The 21,754-nt window shown below is 46.5% G+C and carries 18 protein-coding genes and 2 pseudogenes; 7 read left to right on the forward strand and 13 right to left on the reverse strand.

Translation table 11 applies throughout. The annotated features are described in order from the left end of the window. Positions 1 to 195: transposase (locus H6G46_RS11000; protein ID WP_190759855.1), on the forward strand; the 195-nt coding region annotated here is incomplete at its 5' end. A gap of 21 nt (positions 196 to 216) precedes the next feature. Here H6G46_RS11000 and H6G46_RS11005 read toward each other — a convergent pair. The 9 genes and pseudogenes from H6G46_RS11005 to H6G46_RS11045 form a co-directional block, all read right to left on the reverse strand. Beyond that, positions 217 to 813 (reverse strand): annotated as a pseudogene (locus tag H6G46_RS11005) (transposase); the annotation flags it as partial. Between the two features lie 151 nt (positions 814 to 964). Further along, positions 965 to 1,870, reverse strand: coding sequence for a sulfotransferase (locus H6G46_RS11010; protein ID WP_041428258.1), 906 nt, complete (start codon positions 1,868 to 1,870; stop codon positions 965 to 967). A 94-nt stretch (positions 1,871 to 1,964) separates the two neighbouring features. Continuing rightward, the gene (locus H6G46_RS11015) at positions 1,965 to 2,951 is read right to left on the reverse strand and encodes a glycosyltransferase family 2 protein (RefSeq protein WP_011153580.1); all 987 of its coding nucleotides are present in this window, start codon (positions 2,949 to 2,951) and stop codon (positions 1,965 to 1,967) included. Between the two features lie 44 nt (positions 2,952 to 2,995). Next, positions 2,996 to 3,715, reverse strand: a complete 720-nt coding sequence (locus H6G46_RS11020) for a glycosyltransferase family 25 protein (protein WP_041428259.1) — start codon at positions 3,713 to 3,715, stop codon at positions 2,996 to 2,998. A 181-nt stretch (positions 3,716 to 3,896) separates the two neighbouring features. Next, a complete protein-coding gene (locus tag H6G46_RS11025; RefSeq protein WP_011153583.1) occupies positions 3,897 to 4,847 on the reverse strand; it encodes a sulfotransferase in 951 nt (316 codons plus the stop codon). Positions 4,848 to 4,891: 44 nt separating this feature from the next. Continuing rightward, entirely contained in the window at positions 4,892 to 6,409 is a 1,518-nt protein-coding gene (locus H6G46_RS11030) for a hypothetical protein (protein ID WP_011153584.1), read from the reverse strand. Beyond that, entirely contained in the window at positions 6,406 to 7,494 is a 1,089-nt protein-coding gene (locus H6G46_RS11035; RefSeq protein ID WP_011153585.1) for a glycosyltransferase family 4 protein, read from the reverse strand. The genes H6G46_RS11030 and H6G46_RS11035 overlap by 4 nt, the downstream gene beginning before the upstream one ends. Positions 7,495 to 7,498: 4 nt before the next feature. Then, entirely contained in the window at positions 7,499 to 8,842 is a 1,344-nt protein-coding gene (locus H6G46_RS11040; RefSeq protein ID WP_011153586.1) for an oligosaccharide flippase family protein, read from the reverse strand. Positions 8,843 to 8,844: 2 nt separating this feature from the next. After that, positions 8,845 to 10,059 (reverse strand): glycosyltransferase, encoded by a 1,215-nt coding sequence (locus tag H6G46_RS11045; RefSeq protein ID WP_041428272.1) that lies wholly within the window; start codon positions 10,057 to 10,059, stop codon positions 8,845 to 8,847. Between the two features lie 201 nt (positions 10,060 to 10,260). On the opposite strand from H6G46_RS11045, the gene H6G46_RS11050 reads away from it, so the two are divergent. Further along, a complete protein-coding gene (locus H6G46_RS11050; RefSeq protein ID WP_011153588.1) occupies positions 10,261 to 10,653 on the forward strand; it encodes a hypothetical protein in 393 nt (130 codons plus the stop codon). Positions 10,654 to 10,664: 11 nt separating this feature from the next. Here H6G46_RS11050 and H6G46_RS11055 read toward each other — a convergent pair whose 3' ends face one another. Continuing rightward, positions 10,665 to 12,887 (reverse strand): cellulose synthase operon protein YhjQ/BcsQ, encoded by a 2,223-nt coding sequence (locus H6G46_RS11055; RefSeq protein ID WP_011153589.1) that lies wholly within the window; start codon positions 12,885 to 12,887, stop codon positions 10,665 to 10,667. 260 nt (positions 12,888 to 13,147) lie between these two features. Here H6G46_RS11055 and H6G46_RS11060 point away from each other — a divergent pair, with 260 nt between their 5' ends. The 4 genes from H6G46_RS11060 to H6G46_RS11075 all read left to right on the forward strand — a co-directional run bounded on the left by H6G46_RS11060 (position 13,148) and on the right by H6G46_RS11075 (position 16,835). Then, on the forward strand, positions 13,148 to 13,546 hold the full coding sequence (locus H6G46_RS11060; RefSeq protein ID WP_234376125.1) for a cyanoexosortase A system-associated protein: 399 nt from the start codon (positions 13,148 to 13,150) through the stop codon (positions 13,544 to 13,546). A gap of 44 nt (positions 13,547 to 13,590) precedes the next feature. Then, positions 13,591 to 14,580 (forward strand): glycosyltransferase, encoded by a 990-nt coding sequence (locus tag H6G46_RS11065; protein ID WP_011153591.1) that lies wholly within the window; start codon positions 13,591 to 13,593, stop codon positions 14,578 to 14,580. A gap of 137 nt (positions 14,581 to 14,717) precedes the next feature. Further along, the gene (locus H6G46_RS11070) at positions 14,718 to 15,464 is read left to right on the forward strand and encodes a WecB/TagA/CpsF family glycosyltransferase (RefSeq protein ID WP_242018672.1); all 747 of its coding nucleotides are present in this window, start codon (positions 14,718 to 14,720) and stop codon (positions 15,462 to 15,464) included. A 147-nt stretch (positions 15,465 to 15,611) separates the two neighbouring features. After that, the gene (locus tag H6G46_RS11075; protein ID WP_041428260.1) at positions 15,612 to 16,835 is read left to right on the forward strand and encodes a glycosyltransferase family 2 protein; all 1,224 of its coding nucleotides are present in this window, start codon (positions 15,612 to 15,614) and stop codon (positions 16,833 to 16,835) included. 75 nt (positions 16,836 to 16,910) lie between these two features. Here the strand turns inward: H6G46_RS11075 and H6G46_RS18485 are convergent. Both H6G46_RS18485 and H6G46_RS11080 read right to left on the reverse strand, forming a co-directional pair. Continuing rightward, positions 16,911 to 17,171: pseudogene (locus H6G46_RS18485) on the reverse strand (IS1 family transposase); the annotation flags it as partial. Between the two features lie 236 nt (positions 17,172 to 17,407). After that, complete coding sequence (locus tag H6G46_RS11080) at positions 17,408 to 18,361, reverse strand: sugar transferase (RefSeq protein WP_011153594.1); 954 nt, start codon at positions 18,359 to 18,361, stop codon at positions 17,408 to 17,410. Positions 18,362 to 18,525: 164 nt separating this feature from the next. Between H6G46_RS11080 and H6G46_RS11085 the strand changes: the two genes are divergently transcribed. Beyond that, entirely contained in the window at positions 18,526 to 20,877 is a 2,352-nt protein-coding gene (locus tag H6G46_RS11085; protein WP_011153595.1) for an NACHT domain-containing NTPase, read from the forward strand. On the opposite strand, the gene H6G46_RS11090 is transcribed toward H6G46_RS11085, so the two are convergent. Next, positions 20,845 to 21,753, reverse strand: coding sequence for a response regulator (locus H6G46_RS11090; protein WP_011153596.1), 909 nt, complete (start codon positions 21,751 to 21,753; stop codon positions 20,845 to 20,847). The two genes, H6G46_RS11085 and H6G46_RS11090, sit on opposite strands and share 33 nt — an antisense overlap. Position 21,754: the final 1 nt, after the last annotated feature.

The following is a 21,754-nucleotide window of genomic DNA, read 5'->3' on the forward strand; positions in this document are numbered from 1 at the left end:
ACCTTGAATGTGGTCAGCAAAAAGCAGGGACAAAAAGGCTTTGAAGTCCTACCCCGCCGTTGGGTAGTCGAGCGCACTTTTGCTTGGTTTGGTCGTTATCGTCGTTTAAGCAAAGATTATGAATATTTACCTACCACCAGTGAGACCATGCTCTATGTTGCCATGGTTCATCTCATCCTTCAAAGGCTTGCTTAAAACTTTTCAAACACTTTCTTAGGAAATATAGACGGCTCGCTTGCTGATTCGACCTGAGACTTTGATGTTGACGTACAGAGCATCCAGGTAAACAATCGGGTAGATTTCCTCCAATGGACGGGCTTGCCAGGCTTTCACTTCCTCTAGCACCGCGTCAGTTACCTCGCTAATCATGCTGGCGGACACCTTTGCCCCATAGAGTTCCTCCAATTGAGGACTGATATCTCGAGTACTCATCCCACGCGCATACAAAGCAAGGATTTTCTCATCTAATCCCGCGATGCGACGCTCATTTTTGGGCACTAGCACTGGCTCAAATTTTCCCTGCCGGTCTCGGGGGATGGCCAATTCCATTTCTCCTTGCTCCGACTGTACTGTTTTCTTTGAGTACCCGTTGCGACTATTGCGCTTCTCTTCCTCTGCCTGATTTTTTAAGTGATGACTCAGTTCCCCAGCCAATGCACGCTCTATCAAGCGTTTGGTTAGTTGTTTTAGTAGTCCTGATTCTCCCAGTATTTCTTCCGGGGTTTGATACTCTTCCAGCAACTCGTCTAGTAAGGTATCCACACAATTTGCTTCTTGTTTTTTTGTACCATAAAGGGGTGTCCTCCTTTTGATTGGATTTTACTCCCCTTACACAAAATTCAGATCACTCCCTGTATAGCGACAACAGCTTAATGCTTACAGGATAAGGCTTTAAGGGTCATCTTGCACTATTCTACTCTTATCTAGGTTCGACCCCTACCTCAATTTATTGTGCCCGTAGTACCTAAATTTGATCTCTTTTGAACCACGCCGAATTTTGGCTTTTCACCGTTGTTTTAAAGGTGGTACAGTCTAGGGGAATGCCTAGCCAAGAGCCTAATACTTGCAAGTCTTGATCAAAGATTTTTTTGAGATATGCTAACCGTTCGTTGCTAAGTTGAGGACGTTTTTTCATACTCCAGAGGCTTCTTATCCAGGTTCGTAAAGATTTAGGAATTAGCCAGCGGCGTAGCTGCTTTAATCCCGGTGCTTCGACTAAAAAGTCTCGCCAGCCTGAGATGCGTATGCGATCGCTGGATACATTTTGCGGATTTAATTCTTGCCAAATGGGAGTTCCTTGATAGCCAATAAAGTTACAAACCCGTTCTAACTCTGCCTGGGAATGGGCTAACATCCGTTCAAAAAAGACAGGTAACACCCGCTCACGTCCAAACTGCTCAAAGTAGGGTTGTAATTGCTTGCTATAAAGACTGTATTCGATCATCTCTGGGAACTGATCGATCGCCGTGTTAATGTCCGTATTTACCACCCGTTGGGTCCATTCATGGATATATTGTGACACCAGGCGATCGATGGGATGACGCATCACATAAATAAATTTGGTCTGGGGAAATGCCTCTGCTAAACGTTTTACGGTGTCAGGGTAGGTGGGCAATTTCGTGTAATGGGTGCTGGACTCACCACAGAGATCCTGGGGCTGGGCCCCGGCAAAAAGGGACTGGTAGTAGTCCATCCCCTTTGCGAACTCCTCATCATTGCTGAAAAAATTGGGTTCCTTCAGCGAAGTCATAAAAATCCCCGGTTGCAGAGCCAGTTGTTCGTGGAGGGTACTGGTGGCACATTTCATGCCGCCGATAATGATAAAATCGGGGCCTTTTGGATGATCTGTAGTTGGGGAGCAGTCCGTCATAGTGCTGTGAACATTGGGTTAAATTCCTGATAGTTTTCAGTATGCTTCCCCACCGCTTTTGTCGATGTTTACGAAATGTTTAACTTTGGAAATTCTACTCCGGACGGTAGGGCTTTAACGGTTGTCGCCATTGAAACCAAATATCTTGCCATTGGCGATCGCAGGTGTGGGGTTCTTTCTGGCCCAGAATTTCCCGTAGGGCGGCAATGCCCCATCCCCCCAACCAACCTAAATTAGCCAGGGCTAAACCTAGGGGGCCATAAAATTTGGCAAAGTAGCGCGATCGGGACGCATATAGATAGGGCCGGGGACGTTTACGGCTGGCCACATCGGATTTCACTGAACCACTACCCCCCCGTAGGTGTACCACACTGGCCTGGGGAATATAGCGAATTTTCCAGGCAGCTTGACGGGCGCGGCGACAATAATCAATATCGTCGTAGTACATAAAATAACCGTCATCCATTAAGCCAATTTGTTCAACCACCGATCGCCGGATGAGAACACAGGCAAAACTTGTCCACTGCGGTTCAAAGGACTGTTCTGTGACGGGGATGGGCACATCAAAGGGTTGCAAGAGTTTAGTAATTACACTGGTACGGGCCCCATCAATCATTTCACTCAACGGTGAATGATCCCGAAAACAACTAATTTGGGGAGTGCCATCGGGCCATTCCAAGCGGGGACTGAACAGTCCCGCCTCTGGATACTGTTCTAGGGCTACTAATAAGGTTTGAATTGCCCCTGGCCGCACAATGGTATCGCTATTGAGGAGTAGATAATTCTCCGCTCGAATTGCCTGGATTCCCAAATTATTGCCCGCTGAAAAACCACCATTAACATCCGAAGGCAACAGCCTTACCCAATCTTGCCAATTATTGTTGGCGATCGCCTTTTCAATCTCTTCCACCGAGTCATCCCCCGAGGCATTATCAACTACAATTACTTGCTGGGTTTGGGGGTCAATTTGGGATACTAATGATGCCAAACAATCCACTACAAGCTGGGGGGTACGGTAATTGAGAATAACAACGGCAAGCTGATACAAATCCCAGCTATTGTTTGAAGCAATTATGGCCATAATCTTGCAAATACTCTTAGCAACTAGAGGGAAAAAAGAACTTCCTAGACAGCTACTTTTTGGTAAATATTCTTAGCTTTGCGGGCCAGATTGACAATATTGGTGGCGGCGGGCCAGCGATCAAACCATTGGCGAGGGGCAATACTACTACAGGAAGCCCGTTGAAATCCTAATGGAATTGAGGCGACTAAGGTTTTGATCTGGGGATTTTGTTGGCGAAAGGTGGAATAAGCTCCATCCACATGCATGGGGCCGCCATCGGGATGACCACCGGGACGTTCTAGCAATGTTTCTAAAAAGTCGATCAACTGGTCAAAAATACGGCTATGGATGGCGAGAAAATGGGCTTGAATAATTGGCTCATCATAGAGATGCAAAAGGGAGTTTGTGTTAGCTGAAACATTATGACCGAAGTAAACAAAGTCCCAGGAAGTCGTTTGTAACTCTTGCAGTAATTGGGTTTGATTTTGAACTAAGTCTTTTGTAAATGTGGCATCATCTTCCAATAGGAGAACCTGTTCCAAGTTTTGGGCTTTGGCCACTTTCAAAACTCCCAAATGACTTAGAAAACACCCCCTGGCCCCCAGGCTCGGAAAATTTCCTTGGTCTGATGGCTTTACCGCTGTAAAAAATGCAGCATTTTTGGGCAAACCAAGAATTTTAAACCGCTGAAACTCTTGGATCATTTCCCGACGGCGATCACCTCGTTCGGCTAGGTTAATAATGTATGTGCCATCAAAATAGTTGAAGAAAGCGGAAGACATGGAATACCTTTTAATAAGTTGCTTAGAATCTGTTTGTAAAGTCGGATTCTGCCCCCTAAATCCCCCAATACTGGGGGACTTTGATTTAGTTTCCCCCCAAACTTGGGGGACCAGGGGGGCTTTTCAAACACGCTCTTAGGGCGGGGAAAAAGTAATGAAATTGCAGTAAGAGTACCGAAATCTATTTGATATATTCCAAGTCAATTTGGTTGATTTTCAGTTGTATTCTGTCCCGCCACGCCCGAAGTGGTAAACGACTGGTAATGTAATTTAAAGTAAACAAGACTGCCCCGTAACGCTGTAAACGAAAGTTTGCCCGGGCCCACCAATCCTGCAATTTAAGAGATTTTATTTGACTACTTGTAAGCTGGATCGTGGGCAGTCCACTGGCTTCATAGCCGCGTTGCAACAACAAATCCCCAACTCGGGATTCCACCAGTTGAATTTCCCGATCGCCTAATTTGCGTCGCCATTGATTGAGAAAACTACTATCGGGTTGGTCATAGGTTGTGTCTTGGTTGTACTGCAACATCGCCGGGTCGTAGGCGACCCCTAAAAAATTGGCCAGTTGGGTCAATACAGTTTGGGGCTCACGAATTAGGTTTTCGTAACTGATCTCAACGTAGTTATTAACCGGTAGAGTTTGCTTCAACGCCTCCCAATCTTGCTCTGCTTCCAGCCAGCGTTGGGAACCAGTCCACACATTACCCGCCCAGCCCATACCGATGCAGGAGCGGGCCACATCCCGGGGATCCCGCACAATATGAATAAAACGGGCATTGGGCCAAATGGCCAACAGGCGATCGAAGTGTCGGTGTACCGTTGCCCCCACCACTGGCTTCTGTTCCTGAGCTTGTTTTTGCTGTAAAAAGCTTTGCACCAATTCCCCATAGGTCAAGTTAGGGGAAACCTCAAACCCAGTAGCCTGAAAAATACGATGGGTCTTTAACCAATCCTGATAGTCAGATACTTTGGGAAATTGAGCATTATCACTTACCTGATCGATGACATATTCAAACTCATTACACCAGGCAATTTGCGAATGGTGAGACAGCATCAAGCGTAGCAGAGTTGTGCCAGAACGTTCGGCACCGATGAGAAAGGTGGGGGATTCGAGGAAAGAAGTGTTCATGGGGGCGTGACGGCGATCGTGAGATGGGCAATTGCAACCTGTTCTTAGCTTGATGGATCGCTGTCTGATTTCGTGCCTGCCCTATGTACAACTTTGCGTCTAACTTTAGACCTTTTGCCTGACCCTGACTTTGAGCGCCCCGGCTTGGTTTTGAGTTTCCCCTGCTCACTAGATTTCTGCTTCTGTTTTTTTACCTGTTTAACCGCTGGCGATCGGGACTGGGGCTTTAAAGATTCCGGTGGTTGTAAACATAATCCCGCTAAACCACCACTAATCAGGGGAAAAATCGGATTATACATATTGTTAATCACAGAATCCAACTTAAACAGCACCAGACAGGTGGCCAGGGCGGCGGCGGGGGCAACTTTCGGATGGAGCCATAACTTAGCGGGATAGCGAAATGTGGCAAAAACGGCCGGGGGTAAGAGCAGGGCTAGGGTTAAGTTCAGCAGGCCAAAGGCTCCTTGAATGCCAAAGGCAATAATCCAGAGGCTATCGGTCACAGACACATCGACAATTTCGCCGATCCAGTTTTCTTCATAGACCCGATTGCGTTTCCAGCCCGCCCAACCAAACCAAAATCGCTCTCGGGCTTTTTCCGCTAAAATCTCCTCATTTATCCAGCGAAAGCCCAGGGATTGAATGCGATCAGGATTGGTATATTCACTTAAAAAAGCGAGAATTTTATCCCCATGGAACTGACCGGTCACATTCATATAGAGGAACCAGCCAAGGCCAAAAATTAAAATGAGTAGGGGCAAGTTTGATTTTAGAAATTTAGCAGTAAAGAGAATAATCAAGCCATAGAAAAAATAACCATAGGCCCCTGTCGAGCGGCACCAGATCACGGTAAACACCAGGACCGGAATCAATGATTTAATTTCGTAATTCCAAATTTTGGTAAAGGTTTTGGACTGCCAGAGCCAGATGGTAATTAATGCTACTGTCATCATCCACATCCCCACCATCAAGCCATGTTGCATAAACCCATTGGGACGATAGCCACCGTAGCGAATGGCCTGACTAATGCCGGAAGGATGGGCATAATAGCCATAAACAATCAGGTGCAAATTGGGACTCATGCGTCCTTCCCAGAGGCAGATGGGCACATAAATTAAACCTGCTTTAATAATGCCTTCAGCCAATTGTTTGAGATAAATTAGGCGATTAAAGTACAGCTTGCCCAACATATAGGGTAAGCCCCAAACCACAGTTTGAGTGATGGATTCATTAACGCCGTCATAGGCCCCTAAACCATTGGTAACAGAGGACATAAATGGAGAAATACACCACAACATCATGGGTATATCCAGCCATTCAATCCGAAATTTTTTCAGCCGTTCCAAATCATGGATACAAAGCCCCACCACAATGCCGTAACAGGTGGCGACCATGCCCTGATAGTCGGGGATAAGCGGCAAAGCAAAGCCAGTACGTTGCGGCAGAAAAAGTAAGCCTCCCAAAAAGCTGACCATGACAGCGGTACGGGGAGGGTAGCGTCGAAAGAAATACAGAATAACTGGTAACCACAGCAGGAGAACCAGTTGGGCTTGGGGGGTCATGGATCGTTTGCTGTTGCCATGGTTGCTTCCTCTAAAGCCTGTTCAAATAAGGTGGTGGCATCATCCCAACTGTAGCAACTGGCAGTCTGGTAGGCCTTGTCCGACAACGTTTGCCATTGTTCAAGGGGTTGAGTGCAGATTTTGACAATGGCTGCGGCGATCTCCGCTGGATCTTCAGGGGGTACTAAAATCCCACCTCCCTGCTCTATCAGTTCCGGGGCCGCTCCCGTGGGGGTCCCAATCACAGGGGTGCGGCAGGCCATGGCTTCTAAAATAGGTAAACCAAACCCCTCCAACCGACTGGTAAACAGCCAGGCATCACAGCTTGCATAAATTTCTTTTAACTTCTCCTGAGCAACTTTGTGATGATAGGCGATCGCCTCCGGCAAAGGTAAATTGCTGGAAACAGGTTCAGAACCAAAGGCAATGCCCTTTAAATTTGGTAATTTTTCCTGAGCTAGTTGCCAACCCTGAATCGCCAAATCCGTTCCTTTCCAAGCTTTAGTGGAGTACATAAAGCCAACGGTGGGTACAGTTTGACGGCCCCGGGGGGACGCTGAGAATAACTCCAAATCAACACTATTGGGCACAAGGGAGACTTGGGAATCCCCATATTCCTCTGCCATCACCTTTTTCAGCCACTCGGCAATGACGATTTTATACAGCGGCAAACGATAGGTGGCCTTAACTCGCTCGACGGGAAAATAGGGATGTATTTCATGGTGTTGGACAAAGTAAACTTTTTGCCCTTTGCTCGGTGAAAGTTTAGCTACCCACTCAGCGGTTCCCCACCAGGTAGCAATCACCACATCCCCATCTGGTAAATCCCGATCGCCAACGGCACGACAGGTTTCCAGCACTTTATGGGGTACGTTTAACCCGTCAAAATGGGAGGCGGACGGCTGAGCAGGGGTCTTTTTCCCCCGAAGCCATTGGCTAATTCTCTGCTTTATTCCAGGTTTAGGTAGAGGCTGGGAAATTATAAATACCTCATGGCCTCGTTTTTGCAGGCGATCGGCATAAATGGCCACCACCCGAATGCCCCCCGCTAAACCGGCATAGGGTAAAACAAAGGTGATTTTCATACTCCTAACTCCATAACGCTTCAATCGGTAAACCCAGTCCCAGACTCCAGCGAATTGTGATCAAAAGACTAGCAACCCCCAGTAGTAATAGAGTGGAGAGTAAATCTTGGCGAAAACCACTCAATTTTTCCTGCCAAACCCCGTAAGCCACTGCTAGATAGTACGGCAGATCATTGGCCGCCACCACAATCACCGCCCCTAAAACCCCAAAGCTGTGAAACCCCAGGGGAATAAAAATCAGCATATAGGCAAATTTGGCAAAGTTACCGATCGCCACTAATTGAGGCTTACCTAGGGCATAGAGGACAGGATCAATAGTTAAAGCCAGGGTTGGTAACCATAAACCGGCCGCTAGGATGGGTAACATCCAGGCCCCAGCCCGATAGCGTTCATCGTAGAGAAAAAGAATAAGCCAATCGCCAAAACTGATCATCACAGCAATGGCGATCGCCAGCGCCCCTAGTAATAACCAGCGTTTTTTAAGGATTTTACTGCGTAACTCAGCCCGGGGTAAGTCTATTTGTTGGGAAATTACGGGAAACATGACCTTGCCATTGACTCGACTCAAAACTTGCCGGGGTAGTTCTGCCAGGGTAAAGGCGATGGTATAAACCCCCAGTAAGGTTAGGCTGAAAATTTTCCCTAGAATCAGGCGATCGGCCTGGGTGGCGAGAAAGGTCATGGCTGTGGAAACAAAAATCCAGCGGCCAAAGCGAGCAATTTCTTGTAAAGCAGTGGGATCCCAGGTAAAGCGATTGCGGGGTTCAGCCACCAGGTAATGACTCCAAATCATTTTCACCAGACTGAGCACAAAATTACCCATCACCAACGCCCAAATGGTGGGATTGAACCAGGCCCAGACAATCATCACCACCAGCCCAATTGACTGCACGATGAATTCAAAACGGGTCAGCTTGCCCAGATCAATTTTGCGGTTGAGGGTAAATAATGCCGTGGAGTTAAACCCCGCAATGATGGTAGAAAACCCCACCAAGGGTAGTAACCAAATTAGTTGGCGATCGCCATAAAAACGGGAAACCGGTAGGGCAATAAGGCAACAACAGAGCCATAGCCCAACACCCCGTATAACCTGAATAGTCCAAGCCGTGTTGAGAAAACTAGGCTCATCCCCCCGTTTGTTTTGGATAATGCTGGGGCCAATGCCAATATCAGAAAATAAATTGAGACCAATGATAAAGGTATTTACCAACGCCATCAGGCCAAACATTTCCGGCACCAACAAACGAGTCAGCACCAGATTACCCGCCAGTCTGAGCACCTGACTAGAACCATAGCCAACAAAAGTCCAAATGGTGCCACGAATGGCCAGTTTATTGAGGGAAGCCATAGTTACGGCGCCGATGCGTAGGTGTGAAAATGCTGGGCTAATTTTTCAGCCTCTTTATGAACATCATGATCCATCTGCACCGCTTGCTGACCCATTGCGGCCATGGCGGTAAGTTGTTCACAAGACATAGTTAAAACAGACTGCATTGCTTCTACTAAATCAGGAATGGAGCCTGGGGGCACAAGCCAGCCGGAAACCCCCGGTTTGACCAGTTCCGGTATGCCGGCCACATAGGTGCTGATCACCGGACGACCCAGGGCAAAGGCTTCCATAATTACCACCGGTAAACCTTCGGCGAAACTCGGCAAAACCATGGCCCGGGAAGCTAATAAATGTTGCTGCACCATGGCACTACTGGCCCAGCCAGTAATAGTAATGTTTTCTTCGAGTTGATATTGCTCAATTAATTCTTCAATGGGCGATCGCAGTTCCCCATCCCCCACTAAAACCAGCTTTACCGCAATACCGTTATCCCGTAATTGTCGCACTGCTTGTACTAAAAGCAATTGCCCTTTTTGTTCACACAGTCGGCCTACACAGACTAGTTGCGGAACCTCTGGTACCGGGGTGATTTCTTGTTGGAGATAATCCGCCGCCAATGCACAATGGACTACTTGAATTTTGGGCCAATCTGCCAAGCTACACCAGCGGTAAAGTTGACTTTTGCCGTAGGAACTAATGGCCACCACAAAGCGGGCCCGGCTAATTTTTTCGGGAATGGCGATCGCCTCCGGTCGGTCAAATTCCTCCGGGCCATGGACGGTAAAACTATAACTAATGTCTCCTAAACTGGCACAGAGCATAGCAACGGTGGTGGAGTTGGTGCCGAAGTGGGCATGGATATGGGTAATACCCGCCGCTTTGAGCCACCGCCACAGCAGACAAGCTTCCAAGAAATAGGCAAAATGGCGCAGTAGTCCCCGGTGCGATCGCCGACCCACTTGTATGGTTAAGCCGAGGGTTTTCAGCCATGGGGGCAGGCGGGAGATTGCTAAAAAAAGACCACTCCCTAGTAAGGGTATCAATCCAGCCCCCAGCAGTGCCCGAGTTCGTTGACATTCCTGGCGATCGGCTTCGTCTGCTAAATCAGTCTGGGCAATGGGTCGAACAGAAATACGCTCTACGACAACACCAAGCTCTTCCAAAGCCAGAATTTCACGACGAATGAAACTATGACTAATCTTGGGGTACTGATTAATCAGATATGCAACTTTCATAAATTCTTGCACGAGTTTTCTTTTCCATTGATTGGACCCACCTAAGTGAATTTTGACTTCCTTTACTGCCTCCAAGGCTAGTTGTGCCCGGAATTGGGGCGATCTCACCATTAGCCCCGAATCAATTATCCTAAAAAGTAGCAGGGAGGAGTCCGTGACGTTGCAAGTCCTTCAATCAATCCCAAAGGAGTTTAACCCATCATGCCAACAGTTGAAACTGACTTGGCCCAAATCCTGGAAAGGATAGACGGCAAGCTAGACCGAATTGAAAAAGACATCAGTGACATTAAAGTTTCCCAAGCAGAAGTTAAAGGGGAAATCAGGACCCTTGACGAAAGACTCTCTGGACAGATAAAAGCTACCGATGAAAAACTATCCGGACAGATAAAAACCACCGATGAAAAACTCTCTGGACAAATAAAAACCCTTGACGAAAGACTCTCTGGCGAGATAAGCACCCTTGATGAAAAGGTCACTGGCATTGGCAAGCGTCTGGAAAATCAGGAATTTACCAGCAGAGGCATTCTGACAGCTTTAATCATTGCTCTCATTGCAGGAGCCGCTAAATTCTTTGGCATCTTCCCTAATCCCTAACCGTCAATCCCTCAGATGGTGGCGATTACCCCTAGGACAGGAATTTGAAACTTTTCTACCGTTGTTAAAGCCTGGTGAGTTTGGGACTGGGACGTATATTTAAGGCGAACTATTAGACAGACTCCATCAGTACGATTCAAAAGAAAGGGGGTATCTGGGACAGTTAACAATGGGGCGTTATAGATGACCAAATCATATTTGTGGGTCAAGGTTTGGAGTGCCGGGTCGAGGCGACTCAGCCAGCGCTGTAAACGAATGGGATGGCCAGCGTTCATTGTGCCAACAGGGATGATTGCCAAACCGTCCTCATAGTGGACTAGATTAAGTAACTGTTGCGGGTCGGTATCGCTATTTAAAACATTGACCAGTCCCTGCTCCAATTCATCAGTATTATTGCCATGGTGATGAATGTCGGGATGTTGCAAATTGGTATCTATCACCAAAACAGTCTGACCAGCATTGACTGCGGCCCGGGCAAATTGCATCGTCACAGATGCTTGACCACTTTCGTTATCGATCGCCGTCATGGCCATGGAACGAATACCTTGCTCTTGATACTGAAAATAAAAATTGGTGTAAATTTGCTGGCCCCTATCCTCCCCCATGGCAACAATCGCCTCATTTGCTTCTGTGGGCAAAACTTCGTCTTCTAAAGCATCTTTATCATGGGCAATTCCTGAATCCAGCAGCGGCAATTCCCCCCAAACGGAGTAACCCAAGCCAAATTTAAGGTCGCTGTTGCTGTAAAAAATATTCCGACTCCTTTCCCAGGCGATCGCCAGCAGCAATCCCAAAACTAGGCCGCTCCCCATACCAGCAATCATTTTTTTCTTCGGATCAGGGGGGAAAGAAATCGGCAAACCATCGGGCCCCCGGGGAATAGCTGGTGCAGAAATGATTTTCCAAGGGACATCCTGTTGGGCCGCTTCCACCCGCAACGTTTCCCGTTGATTGGCTAATGTATCCAGTAACCCTTTCTTTAAATCAAGCTGTCGTGCCACCTCATCGTATTGAGCCGCAATGGTGGGAAATTGATCTAAGTTAATCCGAAGACGCTCTTGGTTAGCCACCAGAACTTGCCGGCGAGTTAAGCGTTTAGCAATTTCATTTTGCGTCACAATTAACTGGTCCAGCATGGTAATTCGGCTGGTATTCTGAAACATAAAAATATTGGGGTTATTATCACCTTTTAGGGAGCTAGATTTGAGAATTTCTTTAGTTCTAGTTTCTAAAAGAGTTTGCAGATTGTTCCGTTTTTGAAACAAGTCCTGCATTATGGGATTTTCATTGGTGAAACGACTGGATTCGGCGGCAATCATCGTTTCTACTTCTTGCAATTGCTGTAACAGATTTTGGCGCTCTGGATTTTGGCTCAGATCAAGGACAACCAATGCTTCTGATGGTGAAAGCCCTAAAGTTGATTCTAGGTTTGATTTTAATGATCTTAATTCTTCCAGCTCTTCATCAATTTTCTGGATATCGAGTTGATTAGCTTGATAAGCCTCGTTGAGATTAGTGGCCTGTTGATTGGGGCTAATTATGTTATAGCGCTGTTGTAGGGTCCGCTGTTGTCCTTGCAAGGCGCGGATTTGGGTTTCTAAAATTGGAATTTGTTCATCAATAAAGCTCACACCAGCTTGTAAACTATTTTCCCGTTCCTGCAGACTATATTGTAAATATTGCTCGGCAGTTACCTTTAAAACAGTCTCCACCAAAACGGCATCATTGCCTTCATAGATTACTTCAAGGATTTTTGTATAGTCGAAGCGGCTATTTCCTTCTTGCACACGCTTGACAATTAAATTTTTCTGCAAATTTTGTAACATTGCTGCTTCTGGAATCTGGGGGAGAATATTATGAACTTCAGCGGCAATTTTTGACAACAGTACCGTACTTTTAAGGATTTTTAGTTGGGTGGGATAATCAAGGTTTAAAAGTTCTTGACTGGGTAAATCATTGCTACGGGTTAATACAGAGGCATCTGTTAGCTTTTCTGCTGATGTAACTGGTTCAATTAAGATTTCAAAGCGGCCCACATAGGTGGAGGGGTCCTGGGTACTCAGATAAGAAGTAACCACTAAGCCAGCCCCGGCAAAAGCGACAATGATAAACCACTTTCGCAAAACAAGGTTGAGATAAACCCGCACCAAATTTTTCGAAGTTGCTGGGGGTGAGACTGCCTCAATCTCTGCTTCTTCTGTTGCTAAAAATTCTTCTGCTTCATCGTGAGCCATGGAATATTCGGGCGCTTTGAGAGATCTTTATGGGAGCGGAGACTCGAAGCTGAACGGTGATCTTAGTGGCGATCAGCGGCACACTCAGAGTATAGCAAGGAACTAAATGGCCTAATTTTCTTAAGTTAAACACCGGTCAAGCACGAAGTTAGACGGCGCCCAGTAATCATAGCAATGCGGACGTTAAGACCGAGCTAATCCAACCTATTCTCAGTGCCATGGTGGCGATCGCCAAACTTAGTGCTTCCCAACCTGGGAGGGTGAAAACCTTGTCAGAACATCCTTTCCCCTATCCTCAGCAAGTTACTTTACCCAGTTGGCAGTTGAAAAACTCAAAAACGGCGATCGTTGCTGGCAAGTCCCCTGGTCAACGCTATATCTTGCAAAAAGGGGATATAACTGCCACCATCACCGCTTGCCTCAATCCGAATGCCCCCAGTACCCTCACAGAGCAACAATTTATCAGCAATAAATATCGCCATAACCTTCATTTTTTTGCCTGGTTAGCTGGACAAAAAGATTTAACGGATAGCAGTTGTTTATGGACCCTCATCTCCGCCCCGATCGCCCCGGATGCAACTCCGGATGAGATTACTCAAACCTTTCAACAATTGGAAACGGCCTGGGTAGAGTGGTATCAATGGTGGCAACTCCACTAAACTCCCCAAGCAACCACCTCCATAGTTAACCTCCACTAACCACCATGGAAGATTTAGGAATTGTCGTTATTGGGCGCAACGAAGGCGATCGCCTCAAGGACTGTCTGCGATCGGTGGTAGAAGCTGGCCTGGTTATTTATGTTGATTCCGGCTCCACCGATAACAGTATTGAATTTGCAGAATCTCTCGATGTTGTGGTTGTCCGTCTTGATTTAGCGCAACCCTTCACTGCCGCCCGGGCCCGCAATGCTGGCTTGGCCAAATTATTAGAACTACAGCGAAGTACCAAATATGTACAGTTTGTTGATGGTGATTGTGAAGTTATTACCAATTGGTTAGCAACAGCCTATCAGTTTTTAGAAGAGAATAGGGCGATCGCCGTGGTTTGTGGTCGGCGCAGGGAACGCTACCCGGAGCAATCAATTTATAATCAGCTCTGCGATCTGGAATGGGATACGCCTGTGGGTCAGACGAAAGCCTGCGGCGGAGATGCCATGGTGCGAGTGACAGCATTTCAAACGGTAGGGGGATTTAACGAGGGATTAATTGCTGGGGAAGAACCAGAACTCTGTGTACGTTTGCGACAACAGCAGTGGCAAATTTGGCGCTTGGATACCGAAATGACTTGGCATGATGCCAACATGTTGCATTGGCACCAGTGGTGGAAACGCCATGTTCGTGCTGGGTTCGCCTTTGCCGAAGGAGCGTGGCTCCATGGTCAACCACCAGAGAAGCATTGGGTTAAAGAAAGCCGCAGTATTTGGTTCTGGGCATTGATCATTCCAGTTGTCAGTCTGGGATCTAGTTGCCCCACTTTCGGTCTGAGCTTAGTTTTGCTGTTGGGTTACCCGTTGATTATCTATAAAACGGCACGGTATTTTCAGCAACAAGGATTATCCGCCCAGTTAGCCTGGCTCTATGCCACTTCCTGTCTGCTAGCCAAATTTCCCCAGTTCATTGGCCAACTGCGTTTTCACTGGCTCCGCCTCACCAAACAAACAGCGACGATTGTTGAATATAAAGCTCGATCATAAAGTTATACGGTGCGTAAACAAAACATAGACATGAGCTTAAACAGTCCTGCTCGAAGATGAAAGTGTCATCAAAAAAACACCGGGGCTAAGCAATGAATTCCATCACGCTTCTCAACACAACGATCCATAACTACTCCATGGTTGAGTTACTTGAAGATCTCAATAAGCGTGGTGGATTTGTGGTTACGCCAAATGTGGATCACATGGTTAAGTTGCAGGAAGATGCTGAGCTGCAAGAGGTTTACCAAGTGGCAGATTACCGAGTTTGTGATAGCAAAATCATTGAATACATTCTCAAACTGTTAGGTACACCGATTAAAGAGAAAATCTCTGGTTCTGACTTGTTTCCTGCTTTTTATGAATACAACAAAGACAATACTGATACCAAAATCTTTCTGCTCGGTGCTAAAGAAGGGGTAGCCGATCGCGCTCGCCAAAAAATCAATGAAAAAGTAGGCCGAGAGATGATTGTTGATTCCTATTCCCCTAGCTTCGGCTTTGAGCAAAATCCTGAAGAATGTGCCTACATTCTAGAGCGCATCAAACAATCCGGTGCCACCGTGTTAGCAGTGGGTCTTGGGGCTCCCAAGCAAGAAAAGTGGATTGCTAAATATCGTCATCAACTGCCCAATATCAAAATTTTTCTGGCGATCGGCGCTACCATCGACTTCGAAGCGGGTGAAAAAGCCCGTTCCCCCCAATGGATGAGCAAAGTCGGGTTGGAGTGGCTCCACCGCTTAGCCTCTGAACCTCAGCGGTTATGGAAGCGTTACTTGGTGGAAAGCCTACCGTTCTTTGCCTTGGTGTTACAGTACAAACTGCAAACCCTTCTGTCTGAGCCTGCTTATCCTCAGTTATCTACTGCTGATTCTCGGACCGTTTAGGTGTTTCGGGGTTGCCTAGCCAAAGAATGGGGAAATTTTGAGGGAAGATCGCCCTGTCCTATAGCGATTAGAGTGTTGGATAACTTAAACGATCTAACATTGCCACAGGTCTCGTTTCATTCTCCTCTCAGTTCTCAGCTTGCCGCTATGCTCATCACCGTTTTCATTTCGGCGATCGCCGTTGTTGTCCTTGTGCCCAGTGCCATTCTGTTGTTGGAGTGTGGTGCAGCTTGTTTAGCTCCCTCGGAAAGAACTCAGGCGGTTCCAGGTAATCAAGCCAGAACGCCAGCGGGATTGCGGGTTGCGGTGTTGGTTCCTGCCCACAACGAAGCCCAGGTCATTGCGGAAACATTGCAAAGTATTCAGCCCCAGCTTACTCCCGCAGATACCTTACTGGTGGTAGCGGACAATTGCACCGATACCACGGCTATTATTGCCGAAAGAGAAGGGGCTACAGTGATTGAAAGAATTGATCAAGAAAAGCGGGGCAAAGGCTATGCGTTGGATTATGGGGTGCAGTACCTAGCCCAACACAGGGAACCGGACATTGTTATTCTTATGGATGCAGATTGTTACGTTCATCCAAACTGTATTGAACAACTAACCACCATGGCGGCGCAACGACAGCGACCGATTCAAAGCTGTTATGTCATGGCTACACCCGCAGAACCCAGCATTAAGGATCGACTTTCCGCCTTTGCTTTTTTGGTAAAAAATTGGGTACGGCCCCTCGGATTAAGTCAACTGGGTGCCCCCTGCCTCCTCACAGGCACTGGCATGGCTTTCCCCTGGACGATTCTCAAGAATGCCCCCCTGGCCAGCGATAATATTGTCGAAGATATGCAGTTGGGACTGGATTTGGCGATCGCTGGTTATGCCCCCCTGTTTTGTCCCATGGCCCTGGTTACGGGGTTACTTCCTAAAGCCCAGGACACCGCTATACAACAAAGAACCCGCTGGGAACACGGACATTTAAAAACTTTTATTAGCCAAGCTCCTCGGTTGCTGAAAGCCGCTATTGGGCAAGTTCGTCTGGATCTCCTGGCTCTGGTGGGAGAATTGAGCATTCCGCCCATCTCTTTCCTAGTTTTACTCTGGTTAACTTACGCTTTCGTCAGTTTACTAGCAAGTTTGGCAAGTGACAGTTATCTGCCCCTTTTATTAGCGACCATCGCTGGGGCCATGTTGGGAATGGCAATTTTGCTGGCTTGGATGAAGGCAGCCCAGGAAATACTGCCCTTTACCACCCTGTTAATGACCCCTCTATACCTATTGTGGAAAATTCCTCTTTATTTCAACTTTTTCAGGAAACCCCAAACCAACTGGAATAAAACAAAACGGGACACGGCGATCGGAAAACGGGATACTTAAAATAAACCCAGTTGGAACTAGGTTTATGTTAAAGAAATACAGAATGGCTAAAATGGCCCAACGGGCACTGTCTTCTTAAGGAGTGAGGTGATGAAAACCTCTACACGTCAGGATTTCTGAAATTTGAACAGGGCGGTCAATAAATCCCATAGCCATGGCCGGAGTGGTATTTTTCCTCAGACTTCCATAGGGACGAGTTCAATTGTGAAGCAACCTCTGGACATTAAGGGCTCTCTGCAACCCCTCCAGTTCCTTGGCATAGTGGTTTTGTCGCCGTTGTAGGGCACTATTCAATGCTTCTAAATGATTGGTATGTACTGCTGACGATGGGCTAATTGGCATAAATTGTCCAACCTTCCGACTGTTCGGGGGGGGGAAGCTTCTCACCCACTCGGGTGTAGAGTTCATCTTCTTATTCTCAGTATCCCAAGACGGCATTTGCGTTGATATCTATGCAATTGTCTGTTTAACGTTTCTGGACCTGTACCTAAAACCCCATTACTTTTCTCACGGACCCCTAGAATCGAAGAGATTTTTGGCACGATTGCGGTGCTACTTTGAGACAAACCTACCTAGCAAGCGCCACTACGTTTTGAAAAAACGACTTGGATGGTTTTCAAAATTAGTTTGATGTCATAGCCCAAGCTCCAGCGTTTCTGATAGTTAAGATCCATTTCCACAACTTGATCGAAGTTTAAGACTGTAGAGCGACCATTAACTTGCCATTCTCCGGTTAAGCCGGGTTTCACTTCTAAGCGATTGCTCTGGTGGGAGTTATACTGGGCAACTTCATCCAAAGTGGGGGGACGGGTGCCGACTAAGCTCATCTCGCCGATTAAAACATTCCAGAACTGAGCAAATTCATCGAGGCTAGTTTTGCGGAGAAATTTGCCGACTTTGGTAATGCGGGGGTCGTTGGTATTTTTAAAGAAAGCACCATCAATTTCATTCTCAACTTGATGCTTCAGGGCTTCAGCGTTGGTTACCATGGAGCGAAATTTCCAGATTTTGAATTGTTGACCCTTATAACCACAGCGGGTTTGGCTAAACAGTACCGGACCAGGGCTATCTAATTTAATGGCGATCGCCAGGGGAATAAAGAGGACGGAGGTAATGGTCAACCCCACCAATGCACCGACAATGTCTAATAACCGTTTCCCTTTGGAAATGACAGAAGGATGAACCTGTTGATCAAAAGCTACATCGACATTATCGCCAAAGACTTGATTGGTTGTTTCAGTAAAGGTGAAATATTGATCAATTCCTGCTAGAGTCAGCACCTGTTTCAGTTGCGGGCGTAAACTCCACCCCAATAATTCAACCCCTTTATCCTTTGCTTGTTGTGACAATTGGCGGAGGTAAACGATCGCCGCACTGTCCAACACACGGGTCTTAGCAAAATCGAACACCAGCCGACCCACTTGCGCCTCAGCCTCAAACCATTCAGCCAATTGGGACTGAATAAATGCAACTTCCTGTTGACAAAAGCTTTGGGGAACTTCAATCAGTTGAATAGTGCTAGCCATAGGTAATCACCAAGGAGTTAGAGAACAAAGGCAGTGTTTAGGTGAACTCGTGGTTGCCGTTTAACCGCCTATATCTACTGTCTCTCACCCATATTTACGTTTAGGCCTAAGCCAATGTCTAACTTCTTGAAAATGGGTTCCAAAAATTCTCTATCATTGTAAACATGGCAAAACGTTCCCTTAAAGCTTCACCAGATGGGCAAGCCCAAGCCAAGCAGGCGATGTTGTGCCGGGGCTGGACCCAGGAATATTTGGCGATCGAAGCGGGTTTATCCACCCGTAATTCCGTGTGGAAGTTTTTGACCGGTCGCCCGGTTGACCGCAATATTTTTATGGAAATCTGTTTTCAATTGGATTTAGACTGGCAAGACATTGCTGATCTACCAACGTTTCCGCTTGAAAAAGTTAAAGCAACGGAACCAGTCGACAGGCCAGTAACGGATGAATCCCTTAAGACTACCACGATCCCCGATGTCCCTGATTTAGCGATAATCAAAACAAAATTCAAAGTCCTAGTCGATACCTGGTGCAGTCGTCTTCCTTCCTATGTCGATAGTAACCAATCTCTTTTATTAACTGAAGTTTATGTAGATGTTCAAGTTTTTCCCTTTGCTCCCGATCAACAATGGTTAGCTCAACAAAATTCACTAACGGGTTTGCGGGCTAATACTTTCAGCAATCAACGTTTAGCTCCAACTTCTAAACGGGAGCAGTCAGTCTCCGCCCTAGAGTCGGTATTACAGCATAATCATGTTATGGTCTTGGGCAAGCCTGGGACGGGAAAAACCCTCTTTTTAAAGTATTTGGCTTTGCAATGTTATGGGCAAAGTGCGGGCTTTGACCTGTTACCCATTTTTGTTTCTTTACGCAGTTTTGTAGAGTTCATAGAAGCCTATGAAAATGCTGATTTATTCAGTTATCTAGAGCACATTCTGAGGCAAGCAGCTTTATCTGAAGCAGAGGTTGACTACCTTTTTGAACAGCATAAGCTCCTGCTCTTGCTCAATGCTTTTGATGAAGTTTCCGTAGAAAAAGCTGATTTTGTATATCAAAAAATTTATCAATTTACCGAAAAATATCATCAAAATAAAATCATTATTAGTTGTCGCTCCGCCTCTCAAAACTATTATTTTCAAGGGTTTACCCATTTGGAATTGGCTGGATTTAGTTCCCCACAGATTCAACAATTTACTCAACGGTGGTTTAGCGCTACTTTACAGGATTCCGAGCAGGGGGAGCAAAAAGCAGCTCAATTTTTAGAAACCCTGAGTCGCCAGGATAATCAGGCTATTCAGGAGTTGGCCCATACCCCCATTTTATTAGCCTTGCTTTGTTCGGTTTTTCTGGCTCGTTCCGAATTTCCCAATAAACGCTCCCGCCTTTATCAGGAAGCATTAGCAATTTTATTAACTCGCTGGGATCAAACCAGAGGCATTAAACGTGATCAGATTTATGAAAATTTAACGTTATTGGATAAGTTGAAATTGTTAAGTACCATTGCGGCGATCGCCTTTGAGCAAGGGCAGTATTTAATTGAACAAGAGGAGCTATTACAAATTATTTTAGATTTTTTAAGTACCCTACCGAATGCTGATGATGATTTGGACGCATTATGGTTGAATAGTGAAACCTTGCTCAAAGAAATGGAAATTCAGCAGGGGATTATCGTACAAATGGCCAAAGGGGTTTATGCCTTTTCCCATTTAACCTTTCAAGAGTATTTAACTGCTCGCAAAATTGTAGTGGATTCCACCAGCGAGTTTCCCACCCTATCGTTACAGGAATTAGCGGATCATGTGATGATGCCCCAGTGGCGGGAAGTGATTTTATTAACCGTGGAAATGTTACCCGATCCAGTAAAACTACTCCGCTTAATCCAATCGCAAATTGATGGTCTGTTGCGAAATGATGTTGGACTACAGCAATTTTTGCAGCATGTGGCGACTAAAGCGGAATCCCTAGATGTTCCTTACCTATCTGCGGCTGTTCGGGCATTTTATCTCGGTTTGTTTTGCGGGAGAGAGTTGAATTTAGCGTCTGCCCTTGACCCTAAAATTGTGGGAGATTTAGCTCCCGATATGGCCTTAGATTTGGCCCTATTGCGGGTTTTACATTTAGGGGAAAGGTTAATTGAGCAACCGACCCTAGAAAAATTATTAGAGCTTGGGTTTGGGTTGGATTTAGAAAATCGTTTTACGTTAACAGCGCCGTTGTTGGGCTCGCTCCATCGTCTCAAACAACGCTTACCCGCATCAAGCCAAGATTTAGATACACAATTAACCTGGTGGCAACAAGAGGGCCATGGTTGGTGTGAGGCTTGGCGACAAATGCTGATAGAACAACGAGGATTTGGGCAACCCTGGCAATTGACTGGCTCCCAACAGGAGAAACTAGAGGATTACTATCAAGGAAATTTGTTTTTGTTGGAATGTCTGGAGCAGGTAACAACCCGTTACCGTAAGGCGATCGCCGCCCAGTTACTACTACCCCATGACCAGGGCGAAAAGGTTAGCTAAATCCTGACATCTCCCTTGGACAAAACTGTCCCATTCCCCGGTAAATTGACGATACAGACCTAGCCAACCGAGGGGTTTGGATGAGGAACCGATGGGGATCAGTAACAATGCGGTAGTCTGGAGATCTTTGAGTTTTGTTTTACTCGCTGGGGACAGGGAACTTTGGGGAATATCGGCGATCGCCAAAATTTCCCCCGATGGCAACAATTGATTTAACCCTAGATCCAATAAAGAATAATTCAGGGCCGAAGGGGAGTTAGCCGCCACGGATTCTAACTGGGGAGTCAAATCTGCACCGTAAACCACGAAACGATCAATACCTAAACCTTCCCGCAATGGTTCTAACCCAGAAACCAGATCCGTCGTTAACGATTTCACTGCTGCCAATTGAGCTAACAATTCACTCCAATCCTCCTGCCAGATTAGTTGACGGTCTAATTGTTGCTGTTGAATCGCCCCCTGTTTCAAAGACTGGGAAGCGGAGAGCAGATATCGCACCCGTTGTTTCAGCACTGACCAGTGAATCGGTTTAGTAATGTAATCCGTTGCCCCTGCGGTAAAAGCCTGTTCAATGGACTCACGATCGTCGAGAAAGGTAATCATCAAAATGGGGATGTTTAGGCTTTGGGGAAACTGTCGCAATTGCTGACAACAGGTAAAGCCATCCATTTCTGGCATCATGGCATCCAAAATCACCAAATCCGGCTGTAACCGTTGGTATTTCGCCAGACATTCCTGCCCATTGACGGCTTCTTCAATGACATAACCATCCGCCCGTAATGCCATCACTAACAGGGAACGCAACGAATTATCATCGTCGGTAACTAATATTAGGGGGGATCGCTGTTCATCAACCGTCGGAGAAGTCTCAGTCATC

It is taken from the genome of Synechocystis sp. FACHB-908, from assembly GCF_014698595.1.
Lineage (GTDB): Bacteria > Cyanobacteriota > Cyanobacteriia > Cyanobacteriales > Microcystaceae > Synechocystis.